11 protein-coding genes are annotated in these 13160 nt (G+C 37.1%); 1 reads left to right on the forward strand and 10 read right to left on the reverse strand.

From position 1 onward, the window contains the following. Position 1: 1 nt before the first annotated feature. The 9 genes from fmt to Q5760_RS16480 all read right to left on the reverse strand — a co-directional run bounded on the left by fmt (position 2) and on the right by Q5760_RS16480 (position 10219). A complete protein-coding gene (fmt, locus tag Q5760_RS16440) occupies positions 2–946 on the reverse strand; it encodes a methionyl-tRNA formyltransferase (RefSeq protein ID WP_428908703.1) in 945 nt (314 codons plus the stop codon). Then, positions 943–1428 carry a peptide deformylase gene (def, locus tag Q5760_RS16445; protein ID WP_428908704.1) on the reverse strand — a complete coding sequence of 162 codons (486 nt, stop codon included), beginning with the start codon at positions 1426–1428 and terminating at the stop codon, positions 943–945. The genes fmt and def overlap by 4 nt, the downstream gene beginning before the upstream one ends. A gap of 89 nt (positions 1429–1517) precedes the next feature. Further along, positions 1518–3932, reverse strand: coding sequence for a primosomal protein N' (gene priA, locus Q5760_RS16450; protein WP_428908705.1), 2415 nt, complete (start codon positions 3930–3932; stop codon positions 1518–1520). Next, on the reverse strand, positions 3932–5137 hold the full coding sequence (gene coaBC, locus Q5760_RS16455; protein ID WP_428908706.1) for a bifunctional phosphopantothenoylcysteine decarboxylase/phosphopantothenate--cysteine ligase CoaBC: 1206 nt from the start codon (positions 5135–5137) through the stop codon (positions 3932–3934). Before coaBC ends, priA begins: the two co-directional genes overlap by 1 nt. 77 nt (positions 5138–5214) lie before the next feature. Beyond that, positions 5215–5439, reverse strand: a complete 225-nt coding sequence (rpoZ, locus tag Q5760_RS16460) for a DNA-directed RNA polymerase subunit omega (protein ID WP_428908707.1) — start codon at positions 5437–5439, stop codon at positions 5215–5217. Positions 5440–5443: 4 nt separating this feature from the next. Then, a complete protein-coding gene (gene gmk, locus Q5760_RS16465) occupies positions 5444–6058 on the reverse strand; it encodes a guanylate kinase (RefSeq protein WP_428912611.1) in 615 nt (204 codons plus the stop codon). Between the two features lie 7 nt (positions 6059–6065). Continuing rightward, positions 6066–6326, reverse strand: a complete 261-nt coding sequence (gene remA / locus Q5760_RS16470) for an extracellular matrix/biofilm regulator RemA (RefSeq protein WP_428908708.1) — start codon at positions 6324–6326, stop codon at positions 6066–6068. 60 nt (positions 6327–6386) lie between these two features. Further along, positions 6387–7262: a YicC/YloC family endoribonuclease gene (locus Q5760_RS16475; protein ID WP_428908709.1), complete on the reverse strand. Its 876-nt coding sequence runs from the start codon at positions 7260–7262 to the stop codon at positions 6387–6389. Between the two features lie 278 nt (positions 7263–7540). Next, positions 7541–10219 carry a calcium-translocating P-type ATPase, SERCA-type gene (locus tag Q5760_RS16480; RefSeq protein WP_428912612.1) on the reverse strand — a complete coding sequence of 893 codons (2679 nt, stop codon included), beginning with the start codon at positions 10217–10219 and terminating at the stop codon, positions 7541–7543. A 396-nt stretch (positions 10220–10615) separates the two neighbouring features. Here Q5760_RS16480 and Q5760_RS16485 point away from each other — a divergent pair, with 396 nt between their 5' ends. Beyond that, positions 10616–12331, forward strand: coding sequence for an Rqc2 family fibronectin-binding protein (locus Q5760_RS16485; protein WP_428908710.1), 1716 nt, complete (start codon positions 10616–10618; stop codon positions 12329–12331). A 50-nt stretch (positions 12332–12381) separates the two neighbouring features. Here Q5760_RS16485 and Q5760_RS16490 read toward each other — a convergent pair whose 3' ends face one another. Next, on the reverse strand, positions 12382–13140 hold the full coding sequence (locus Q5760_RS16490; protein WP_428908711.1) for a polyphosphate kinase 2 family protein: 759 nt from the start codon (positions 13138–13140) through the stop codon (positions 12382–12384). Positions 13141–13160 lie beyond the last annotated feature (20 nt).

Below are 13160 nucleotides of genomic sequence, written 5' to 3' on the forward strand. Positions count from 1 at the left end.
TTTATTCCCCTAATACCATTCCTGCAGTCAAATGAGATCCTGCCCCACTTAAAAACTGCCCGGCTGTCATTCTTTTTTTACCTGAAGGTTGTAATTCAATTATTTTTATGCCTGTATCATTTCCTGTTGCGATAATAATACCATCCTTTTCAACTTTAACAATTGTACCAGGTACTTCTGTATGGTTCAGTGGTACTTTAACTGCTTGCCAAATTTTTATAACGTTACCTTGCAAAAGAGAATACGCAACCGGCCATGGGTTTAAGCCACGAATATGGTTATAGATGGATTCTCCTGAATTTGTCCAATCAATTTTTTCTTGTTCACGTCGAATATTATAGGCAAAAGTTGCCTCTGACTCCTTTTGCTTAATCGGTGTAATTTCTCCATTTAATAGTGCCGGAATCGTTTCTGATAAAAGTTTTGCGCCTGCTACGCTCAACTTATCATGCATCGTACCGACATTATCATCTTCAAGAATCGGAACTTCCACTTTTGTTAAAATATCCCCCGCATCCAATTTCTCAGCCATATACATAATCGTAACTCCCGTTTTCTCCTTGCCTTGAATGATTGCGTAATGAATAGGTGCACCACCACGGAGTTCTGGTAGCAAAGAGGCATGGACATTAATACATCCAAACTGGGGAGCCTCTAACAATTCTTTTGGTAGAATTTGACCAAAAGCTGCGGTTACAATTAAGTCTGGATTTAACTCCAAGATGGTTTGAAGTTCCTGTGATTGACGTATTTTTTCTGGTTGAAACACAGGAATCCCGTGTTTTTCAGCTTCTACTTTCACAGGTGGTGCGGTTAAAGTCCTTTTCCTGCCCACCGGTCGATCTGGTTGGGTAACGACACCTATCACATCATACCCATCTTGTATTAATCTTCTTAAAATAGGAACAGAAAAGTCAGGGGTCCCCATAAAAATAATTTTCATCACGTTTCATCCACCTCTTGTAATTCTTCTTCTTTAACGTATCTTGATACTTTTGACGTGAATAAGATCCCATGTAAATGATCAATTTCATGTTGAATCGCACGAGCAAGAAAATCTTCAGCTTCTATGATATACGTTTTTCCTTTTCGATTCATTGCCTTTACTTTCACATAATAGGGACGTGTTACTTCACCATAAAGTCCTGGAAAACTAAGACATCCTTCAACATCTGTTTGTTCTCCTTTTGTTTCAAGAATTTCTGGATTTATTAGATCAATCACTCCAGAGCCATTATCAATATCGACAATCGCTATTTGTTCGTCTATACCAATTTGTGGCGCCGCTAGACCGACTCCATCAAATTCAATCATCGTATCGTACATATCATTTAATAATTTTTTTAATTTCTGATTAAAAACGGTGACAGGCTTACACGGCTTTTCCAAAATTTCAGCCGGATACATCACTATTTTTTTAACTGCCACTTCATCCCCTGCTCTCTTTTTAAAAATATCAATTTATATTAGCTTTTCCAATAATTTTTAACCTTAAAAGATTACAGCCATTTTTTCCGCTACATTAGAAGATATGGATTATTATCAATCGTAATTTGCAGGCCCCCATTTGTACTTTCTTGCTGATAATGGTCCAGGATCATGTTTAATGTTTCCGTTAATTTGGGCTCCCTTTTATACTTTACAATACATTGATATCGATATTTATTATTGATTCTTGGAATCGGACAAGCTACAGGTCCCAAAATACGGGCTCCATGAGATAACCTTGAAGACAATAATTTGGAGATCTTTTCAGTTACATCAATCACCTTCATGAGTTCTTCATGACTGACGGTAACCAAAGCCAAATAATAAAACGGAGGATATTGATGAATCTTTCTAATCATCATTTCTTGTTGATAAAATCCATCAAAATCCTGTTCTCCAGCAAGAATAATACTATAATGTTCAGGTGTATATGTTTGAATGACAACCTCACCTGCTAATTCATGCCGTCCAGCTCTACCTGCGACTTGCGTTAATAATTGAAATGTTTTTTCAGAAGAACGAAAGTCAGGAAGATGGAGCATCGTATCGGCTGATAATACTCCTACTAGCGTAATATTGGGAAAATCCAGCCCTTTAGCAATCATTTGTGTCCCAAGGAGAATGTCGGCTTTCCCTTCTTGAAAAGCATTTAACAATTTCTCATGAGCTCCCTTTCTCGACGTCGTATCCACATCCATCCGAATGACTTTTGCTTCAGGAAAATTTTTCCCTAATTCTTCCTCGACTTTTTGGGTCCCTGTACCAAAGTATCGAATATGCTCACTAGAACATTCTGGACAAATGGTTGGGACAACTGCTTCAAAACCACAATAATGACACTTCATTTGCTGACTAAAACGGTGATAGGTTAACGAGATATCACAATTTGGACATTGTATGACATATCCACAATCACGGCACATCACAAAAGAAGAATGACCGCGTTTATTTAAAAATAAAACAGTTTGTTCCTTTTTTTCTAAGCGGTCTTGGATTTTATCATATAACAACCGCGAAAACATTGAGCGGTTCCCTTCCCTTAATTCCTCACGCATGTCAACGATATCAACGGTTGGCAAGTTATGTTCATTCATCCGTTTCGATAGCGTTAGTAGTTTATAGACTCCTTTTTTAGCTCGTGCAAAGGTTTCTAGAGAAGGTGTGGCACTGCCAAGTATGACTGGGCACCGATAATTCTTCGCCCTCTCAATCGCTACATCACGTGCATGGTATCTTGGATTATCTTCTTGTTTATAGCTAGTTTCGTGTTCTTCATCAATAATGATAATACCTAAGTTTTCAAAAGGAGCAAAAATAGCTGAACGCGCACCGACAACAACACGAACTTCTTTCCGTTGAATTTTTCGCCATTCATCATATTTTTCTCCAACTGATAATCCACTGTGTAGAACTGCAACTTCATCTCCGAATCGACTTTTAAAACGATTGACCATTTGCGGGGTAAGGGAGATTTCTGGGACAAGGACAATTCCTTCCTTTCCTTCTTGGAGCACCTTTTGAATCGACTGAAGATAGATCTCTGTTTTTCCACTCCCAGTAACCCCATATAAAAGAAATACTTCATGTATTTGCTCTGAAATCGTCTGCAAAATAGGTCGTATCGCGGCGGATTGTTCTTCTGTTAAATCTAGGGGCATCGTCTGTTTAAATGTACGATCGCCGTATGGATCACGGTAAATTTCCTCCATTGTTTCATGTAGGATCTCTTTATCAATAAGACCTTTTATCACAGAGCTTGTGATCCCAAGTTTGGTGAGAAGCTCTTTTCTTTCGATTGGTTCCGGATGAGAAAGAAAATAATCCATTACACTTATTTGCTTACTGCTCCGTTTAGATAGTTCTTCTTTTCTACTCATTAATTCTACACGCGATATCGCAGGAGCTATCATTTTGATTTTCTTCTTTTTAACCCGTTCTTTTACAATGTATAAAACCTCTAAAACATCGTTTGCCACTTGTTTTTGAAAGTGAGATAGCTCTCCTGATTTTACTACCTCCTCCCAGCTAATCGTATCACGATCATTAAAAAAGGCTTGAAGGGATTCGGGGAGTTTCTTCAGCAGGTGGCGATCTTTTAATTTTAATTTCTTTTCATACTTAGCCTTTAGTGCAGGTGGAAGCATTACCTGAAATGCTGTTATTTTATAGCATAATGTTTGTTCTGTGAGCCAATCAGCTAATTCTAGAAGTTCTTTATTTAAGATTGGCTCAATATCCATCGGCTCGTAAATTTCTCTTAGTTTTGGAAACTGTGAATTTTCAACAATATCAATGACGAACCCTTGTACCTTTCTTGGACCAAATGGAACAACCACACGCATTCCTGGCTTTATTACATCTTGTAAATGTGCTGGAATTCGATAGTCAAATGGTCTGTTTGTTTGTTGTGCCGGTACATCAACAATCACTTTCGCAACTGACATTAATGTTGGTCCTTTAATAGTATTTGAATTTCTTCTAATATTTTTTTTGCTACTTCCTTTTTAGTTAATTTCGGCCAATTTTTGATCTCACCATTTTTCTTATAGAACGTCACGATATTGGTATCCACATCAAAGCCCGCTCCAATTTCTTGAATATTATTTGCAACAATCATATCTGCATTTTTGCTATCTAATTTTTTTCGAGCATATTCTTCCATATTATTCGTTTCTGCTGCAAAGCCGATTAGCAATTGTTCATTTTTTCTCTTTCCTAATTCAAACAAGATATCATATGTTCTTTCTAATTCGATTACTTGATCTCCGGACTGCTTTTTAATCTTTTGATGGGATACTGATTTAGGGCGATAATCAGCAACAGCAGCTGCTTTAATCACAATATCAGTCTGATTAAAACGATTCAGCACTGCATCATACATATCCTGTGCGCTTTCCACATTCACTAATTCTACTCCTTTTGGTGGTGTCAGCGAAACTGGACCCGATACCAGGATGACTTTTGCTCCTGCCTTTAACGCTTCTTCTGCTATTGCATAGCCCATTTTACCTGATGAAAAATTCGTGATATAACGGACTGGGTCAATTCTCTCCCTAGTTGGTCCAGCCGTTATTAAAATCGTTTTACCTTTGAATTCACCGCTCGTCTCATTAAAATGCTCAATCACTTTCGCGACAATCGTTTCAGGCTCCTCTAGACGTCCTTTTCCTACATACCCACAAGCCAAATAACCTTCTTGTGGTTCAATAAAACGATGACCAAATCCAGAAAGAATTTCCATATTTCGGACTACCGCTGGATGATTGTACATATGTACATTCATAGCAGGAGCAATCCACACAGGTGCAGTAGCAGCCAGCAAGGTTGTTGAAATCATATCATCGGCAATCCCATTCGCTAACTTGCCAATAATATTAGCTGTCGCAGGTGCCACTATAATTAAGTCAGCCCAATCAGCTAAGTCAATATGAGCGATTTTCTTCGAGTCCTTTTCATCAAATGTATCTGTATAGACATCATTCCGCGATAAAGCTTGAAAAGTTAATGGAGCAACAAATTTCGTTGCAGATTCACTTAATATCACCCGTACATCAGCACCAGCTTGGGTAAGCTTACTTGTTAATGCTGCTGCCTTATACACCGCAATTCCACCTGTCACACATAACAAAATCTTCTTATTCTCAAGCATCCACAAGAAACCTCCTTCATGTAATCCATCCTATTAAAAAGAAAAGGGTCTGACATAGGTCAGCCCTTTACGCTCTTTTACTCGTATCTCGAACTTTCATCTGTTCTTTCCGCAAGGCGGTAGAACAGCTTATCCGCATTAATCTCCTCAAGCGCTTTTCCTACACTTTTATGTGATACATATTTGTTTAATAGAGGAGGTTCACTTAATTGTAATTTTCGGGCACGTTTAGCGGCAACCGATACTAAAGAATATTTACTATCAATTTTTGTCATTAATGAATCAATTGAAGGATCTAACATGGTATTAATTAACCTCCAGCATTTTTAAGTATTTTGGTTGTACTCTTTCTCTGCGACAATGCTCTGCAATGACAATCGCATTAATTTTTTCGACTGCATGCTCAATTTCATCGTTTTCAACTACATAATCATATAAATGCATCATTTCAATTTCTTCTTTTGCTACATTTAAGCGATTATTAATGATGTCTTCTGATTCAGTACCTCTTGTTACAATTCGATTTTTTAGTTCTGAAAGACTTGGGGGAGCTAAAAAAATAAATAGACCATCCGGGAATTTCTCACGGACTTGTCGAGCACCTTGAACCTCAATTTCGAGAAAGACATCTTTCCCCTTATCCAACGTTTCTCGAACATAATCCACTGGTGTACCATAGTAATTTCCAACGAATTCGGCATACTCTAATAACTTTCCTTGCTTTATCAAACTCTCAAATTCTTCTCTTGTCTTAAAAAAATAATCTACCCCATCGACTTCACCGGCACGAGGAGCCCTAGTTGTCATTGAGATCGAATATTCAAATGATGTATTTTCTTGTGAAAATATCGCTTTTCTAACCGTTCCTTTGCCAACTCCAGAAGGTCCGGATAACACAATTAATATCCCTTTTTCCTGCATGATGCATCTACCCTTCATCCATTATTTCATCCCGATCGTCTAACCGGTGTGCAACAGTTTCAGGCTGTACTGCGCTTAAAATGACATGCTCGCTGTCCATAATAATCACAGCACGCGTTCTTCTTCCATATGTTGCATCCACTAGTGATCCTCGATCACGTGCATCTTGAATAATCCGTTTAATGGGTGCTGACTCTGGACTGACAATGGAGATAATTCGATTTGCCGAAACGATGTTCCCAAATCCAATGTTTATCAGCTTGATCATGTTGCCCCTCCCATATTAAAATTATAGTTTCTCCTGTACTTTTCTTTTCTAAACGCTTATTTACTCTATATTTTGGACTTGTTCCTTCATTTTTTCGAGAATACTTTTCATCTCAACAACTTCTTTAGCAATATGAGAGTCATTGGCTTTTGATCCAATTGTATTAACCTCACGATTCATCTCTTGAAGAAGAAAATCAAGCTTTCGACCAATTGGTTCTTGTAACGTTAAAATATGTTCATATTGTTTCAAATGGCTTTTTAATCTTGTTAATTCTTCATTTATATCTGCCTTATCAGCAAAAATAGCAACTTCTGTTAGGATTCTTGCTTCATCGATCTGACCATCAACAAACTCATGGATTCGTTTTGTTAATCGATCTTGATAAAGATTCACAACAGTTGGTGCGAATTTCGTTATTTCATCAACAAGATGTTGAAGACGATTCAATTGGGTTCTTATATCATTTTCAAGTGCTTTTCCTTCTATTTCACGCATTTGTTTAACCGACTGAGAAGCTTCTTCAACAGCCTCTAATAGTAGGCGTTCAAGATCTTCATCACCTGTTTCAGCTTCTTCAAAATGAATAATTTCTTCATTGGTTAATAAATCTTGTAAAGAGAGCCCATGTTCTAAAGCATATTTCTGTTTGATTTTCTCAATGGATTGTACATATTGATCAAGTAGTTCCCAATCCACATGCACTTTTCGATTGATGATCCCTTCGCCTTCTATTGTTACAAATACTTCGATTCTTCCTCTATGTATTGATGTTGTTAATTTCTTTTTTATTTTATCTTCAATTTTATTAAATTGACGAGGCATTCGTATGTTAAATTCTGTAAAACGGTGATTAACAGTCTTTACTTCCACCGAAACAGTAAATGAGTCTTCTGTGATTTTACTTCTACCAAAACCTGTCATACTTACAACCATTTATAACACATCCATTCTGCTCCTGTATATTACTATAAACAAGAAACATTTTCCATGTTTATTTTCATTTAATGGTTCTTATGATTAAAGATATGGCTCAGTTAAACTTTGATAATTTCCGTTTCAGAAATTCCCTTTCCTCGAGCGATTGCAATAGTCTTCATACCTTCCACACCAATCAACAATAGTCCCAACTTAACATTAACCTTATCACAGCCAATGATAAAAAAGAAAAGGTAATAGAATGGATTCTACTACCTTAGAAAGTATACCATATTTTACTTTGGTTTTCTTAGTAAAAATGATCCTGCTAGTAAAAAAGTTGGAATTGCAGAGAGACCGATAATCATTAACCAATCGCTTGGTATAATTGCTGTCGTATGGAAGATTGGTTGCAGTGGTGGATAATAAATCACGACTAGAACCATTAGTAAAGATAATAAAACAGCCCAAACTAAATATTTATTTCCAAATGGATTACGTGAAAGAATTGACTTTTCACTTCGACAATCAAACACATGAATTAACTGGGCTAATACTAGAGTGGCAAATGCAACAGTTTGTGCATACTCTAGATGTTCTGGATTACTCTTATAGGCAAAGATAAATGCCAATAAAGTGACCAATCCGATTAAAAATCCTCTTGAAACAACCTTCCAACCCAATCCTCTTGCAAAAACCCCTTCTTTTGGATTTCTTGGTTTCCGTTTCATGACATCACCCTCTGGCTGATCCAAGCCAAGAGCCATTGCTGGCAGACCATCGGTAACTAAGTTCACCCATAAAATTTGAATCGGCACGAGTGGTAAAGGCAATGCTAGTAACATCGCAAACAACATAACGAGAATTTCACCGACATTTGAAGCTAAAAGATAACGAATAAATTTGCGAATATTTTCATATATATTTCTGCCTTCTTTAATCGCTGCTTTTATCGTTGCAAAATTATCATCAAGTAGCACTAAAGCTGAAGCTTCTTTCGCTACGTCTGTTCCGGTTATCCCCATGGCAATCCCAATATCGGCTGCCTTAATGGCTGGAGCATCATTTACACCATCACCTGTCATCGCAACAATATGACCATTATTTTGCAAGGCTTTTACAATTTTTAATTTATGTTCAGGCGACACACGTGCAAATACAGATACATCATCAACGACTTCTTCTAATTCCTCAACGGACATTTTTGAAAGTGCTTCACCATCTAATACCTTCGATTGATTCGTTAGAATGCCGAGCTGCTTCGCAATTGCTTTTGCTGTAATAACATGGTCTCCTGTGATCATGACCGTTTTGATACCGGCTTCCTTACATTCCTTAACAGCTTGTTTCACTTCCGGACGTGGAGGGTCAATCATCCCAAATAACCCAATAAACGTTAACCCTTTTTCAGCCTCTTTTTCATCTAAAATGATCGTTCCTGCTGGAATTTCCTTAAAGCCAATGGCAATGGTTCTTAGTGCTTGTGAAGCTAAATCATTAATCGCACTTTGGACTGTTTGTGTGGTTTCGCTATTAAGTCTGCGTTTTTTGTCATGCCAGAGGATCTCTTCACTTCTACCGATAAGTACATCTGGTGCTCCTTTTGTTACAACAAACTGTCTACCGTTTCCATCTTGAATAATAACAGTCATCATTTTTCTTGTAGAATCAAATGGAAATTCATTGATGATTTTAAACTCATTCAACAGTTGCTCACGGCTATATTCTGCTTTCATTGCCGCAACTAATAACGCACCTTCTGTCGGATCGCCATCAATCACATATTCCCTTTTCTTTTGGATCAAATCAGCATGGTTACATAATAAACCAAACATAAGCATTTGTTGTAATGCTTTTTCCTTTTCAAGCTCTACCGGTTGTTCCCCTCTATAAAAAGAACCTTTAGGCTCATAACCTACACCATTTACATTCCAAGTTTGTCCCCCACTCCATAAATGAGTGACAGTCATTTCATTTTGGGTCATCGTACCCGTTTTATCAGAACAAATAACAGATGCACAACCAAGCGTTTCAACGGCAGGTAATTTTCGAACAATGGCTTTTTGCTTAATCATCCGTTGGACACCCAGTGATAGTGCAACCGTTACAATCGCAGGAAGTCCTTCAGGAATTGCGGCAACTGCAAGGGATACACCAGCTAAAAACATCGTATATAGATCATGTCCTTGTAATACTCCTACTAAAACAACAAGCGCTGTTAATATCAAAGCAGTTACGATTAAAATTTTCCCAAGCTGCTCTAATCTTCTTTGTAGAGGAGTCTCCATTGATTCGGCATTTTGCAATAAATCAGCAATTTGCCCCATTGCTGTTTTCATCCCCGTTCCAACAACAACGCCAATTCCGCTTCCTCTTGTTACCATTGTACCCATAAAAGCCATATTTTCCATATCGCCAATCCCAGGATTTTCTCCTGATAAAGAACCGGAGATTTTAGAAACGGGCAATGACTCCCCTGTAAGTGCGGATTCTTCTATCTCAAGGCTATTTACTTCTACTAATCTTACATCCGCTCCAATTCTGTCACCACTTGAAAATTTTAATACATCACCAGGAACAATCTCCTTCGATGGAATTTTGATCCACTGTCCAGTTCGTAGCACTTGAACTTGTGGTGCTGAGAGTTCCTTTAAAGCCTGTAGTGACTTTTCTGCTCTTCTTTCTTGGTAAAATCCTAGAAAAGCGTTAATTACTACAATTGCGATAATCGCAATTGCATCCATATACTCTCCTAAAAAACCGGACAGTAAGGTTGCAGCTAATAAAACAAGTACCATAAAATCTTTGAACTGGCTAAAAAACAATAACAGAGCCGATTGCTTTTCACCTTCGTCCAATTCATTCTTTCCGTATTGCTTCAGACGTTTTTTTACATCTGAACCTTCTAACCCTGACGAGAGGTCTGTATTTAAGGCTTCTACTACCTCTTTCTTGTCCATCTCATGGTACTTCATCCCGCCAATCACTTCCTTTTTTATCAAATTCACCCGCCGAATATGCGCCCGGATTTTTATCACGCTTCAAAGCGTCACATCCGCATGTCTAGCTTGACTAGAACGTCCTGTCCGCTTCAAGCTTGCTCGATAAAATACTTTTGAAAATCCGAGGCATTCGCCGGAGCTTTAACTTCATTCAGCTTAATATGAACTCCCACTAAAATAGAAAACCGAAAACCTTTTGGCGGTCATCTTATAAACTTAGATAAGGAGAACTTCCGCTGAATAAAGTTAAATTACAGATAACTCTATGGAAATCTTATTCACCCTTGTCCGAAAAAATGCTAAGATAGTTGCACTTGTCCGAAACAACTTGTAAATTTAAGATAGATTATAAGTAAAGGAATGTTTTATATGTCTTTTGACGGCTTATTTACAAGGGCTATGTGTAAAGAACTAAGCTCTTCTTTAAAAGGTGGAAGAATTAATAAAGTTCACCAACCATACAAGAATGAAATTATTCTTGTCATCCGCGCAAATGGAAAGAATCATAAATTATTACTTTCTGCTCATCCCAACCATGCGAGGGTTCAAATTACGAAAGAGGAATATGAGAATCCTGCAGAAGCTCCAATGTTCTGTATGCTGTTACGGAAACATTTAGAAGGGTATGCATTAGAAGAAATTAGCCAGCCAAATTTAGAAAGAATTCTCATTTTTACGGTCAAAGGAAGAAATGAAATTGGGGATATTTCTTATAAACAACTTATTGTGGAAATCATGGGGCGACATAGCAATATTATTTTAGTGGATCAAGATAAACAAATCATACTAGATAGTGTGAAACATGTTTCAGCTGCGGTTAATACATACAGAACTGTACTGCCTGGACATCCATATATTTTTCCACCACAACAACATAAAGCTTCTCCCTTTGAAGCAGACGAAAATGATCTTTTACAAAGGCTGGACTTTAATAGCGGTAAATTAGATAAACAGATCGTTACTCAATATGCAGGCGTTTCTCCGTTGTTGGCTAAAGAGATCACCTATCGTGCTGGGTTAGTCAATCGTAATACGTTACCTGATGCTTTTTTAGCGATCATCAAGCGAATTGAAGCATATGATTATGAGCCTGCTATCATGGAAAATAACACGAAGGAAAGCTATTATTTATTTCCACTTGAGTCTGTTTCCCAAAAAGCGAAGTGTTTTCCTACCTTAAGTGAGATGTTAGATCGATTTTTCTTTGGAAAAGCTGAACGTGATCGGGTTAAACAACAAGCAAATGATATTGAACGGCTCATTATAAATGAAAAGGAAAAAAACGAAAAAAAGATTTTAAAACTTGAAGAAACGTTAAAAGAATCACAGGAAGCATCTAAATTTCAATTATATGGGGAGTTATTAACAGCGAACCTTTATGCTGTTAATAAGGGGATGTCAGAAATCGAGGTGGTGAACTATTATGATGAGGAAGGTTCAACCATTATAATACCACTTAATCCATTAAAAACACCTTCAGAAAATGCACAGAACCTTTTTACAAAATACCAAAAAGCGAAAAATTCTCTAGAAATTATTCAAGAGCAAATTGAAAAGGCCAAAAATGAAGTTCATTATTTTGAAGGACTTCTCCAGCAGATTGAAACCGCATCACCAAAAGATGTCGAAGAAATTCGTCAGGAATTAATCGAAGAAGGGTATTTGAGGAAAAAACAAAAAAGACAATCGAAGAAGAGTCATACAACGAAGCCCACTTTAGATCATTATTATAGCTCAGATGGGACAGAAGTCATTGTCGGTAAAAATAATAAACAAAATGATTATTTAACCAATAAGCTGGCTGCACGTGACGACATATGGCTTCATACGAAGGATATTCCTGGTTCTCATGTTGTCATACGCAGTAAAGAACCTTCTGAACAAACGATCCTAGAAGCAGCTATTTTAGCCTCATACAATAGTAAAGCTCGTCATTCAAGTTCTGTACCCGTTGACTATACAAAAGTACGATATGTGAAGAAGCCTTCTGGTGCAAAACCAGGGTTTGTTATTTATGAAAACCAACAAACGGTTTATGTTACACCAGATGAAGAAATCGTATTAAAATTAAAACAATCTAAATAAACAAAAGAGTCCTGTAGAAAAGTGCAAAAACAATTTTATTTTGTGCTTTTCTATTTTTCTTTATAACTCGGTACTGAAATACGCCTCTTTTCTAATTCATGTTCAATAGATTCGATCATGATCGTGATCGTTTTTAAACGCGCATACTTTTTATTATTACTAGGAATAATATGCCATGGCGCATGATTTAAATCGGTTTTAGCAAACATTTCCTCTGCAGCTTCCTCATATTGCTCCCATTTTTCTCGATTGCGCCAATCTTCATCCGTTAATTTCCAGCGTTTTAAAGGATGTTTTACACGCTTTTTAAATCGTTTTAATTGTTCTTTTTTATTAATATGAAGCCAAAATTTGACCATAATATAATGATCTTTCGTCAAAAGCTTTTCAAATTGATTAATCTCATCATAGGCACGAGACCATTCGTTTTCCTTAGCAAAACCCTCAATTCTTTCTACAAGTACTCGACCATACCATGACCGATCAAAAATCGTAATTTGCCCATATTGTGGAATTTTCCTCCAAAATCGTTGTAAATAATGATATCTCTTTTCATGAGGTTCTGGATCAGAAATTGCCCATACTTGAAATCCTCTTGGATCTAAATACTCTGTAATTCTTTTTATGACTCCTCCTTTTCCAGCTGCATCCCACCCCTCCATCACAATAATGGTTGCCATTTTATTTTCTCTTAAAATATTTTGCAGATGTAATAGATGCCATTGCAAAATGCGCAGCTTGGTTTCATATTCATTCATGTCTGATTCTTTCTTAGAAAGATCTACTTCTTCTAAACGTTTTTTCGACATCACCACTCCTCCTTTTAAAA

The organism is Niallia sp. Kr1 (genome assembly GCF_050389805.1).
Classification (GTDB): domain Bacteria; phylum Bacillota; class Bacilli; order Bacillales; family Cytobacillaceae; genus Bacillus_BD.

Bases quoted from the DNA above. Each gene is read 5' to 3' on its own strand.
- Q5760_RS16475 (WP_428908709.1), bottom strand. From the start codon at position 7,262: ATGGTTGTAAGTATGACAGGTTTTGGTAGAAGTAAAATCACAGAAGAC.
- priA (WP_428908705.1), bottom strand. From the start codon at position 3,932: ATGTCAGTTGCGAAAGTGATTGTTGATGTACCGGCACAACAAACAAAC.
- Q5760_RS16480 (WP_428912612.1), bottom strand. From the start codon at position 10,219: ATGAAGTACCATGAGATGGACAAGAAAGAGGTAGTAGAAGCCTTAAAT.
- Q5760_RS16490 (WP_428908711.1), bottom strand. From the start codon at position 13,140: ATGTCGAAAAAACGTTTAGAAGAAGTAGATCTTTCTAAGAAAGAATCA.
- Q5760_RS16485 (WP_428908710.1), top strand. From the start codon at position 10,616: ATGTCTTTTGACGGCTTATTTACAAGGGCTATGTGTAAAGAACTAAGC.
- rpoZ (WP_428908707.1), bottom strand. From the start codon at position 5,439: ATGTTAGATCCTTCAATTGATTCATTAATGACAAAAATTGATAGTAAA.
- gmk (WP_428912611.1), bottom strand. From the start codon at position 6,058: ATGCAGGAAAAAGGGATATTAATTGTGTTATCCGGACCTTCTGGAGTT.
- remA (WP_428908708.1), bottom strand. From the start codon at position 6,326: ATGATCAAGCTGATAAACATTGGATTTGGGAACATCGTTTCGGCAAAT.
- coaBC (WP_428908706.1), bottom strand. From the start codon at position 5,137: ATGCTTGAGAATAAGAAGATTTTGTTATGTGTGACAGGTGGAATTGCG.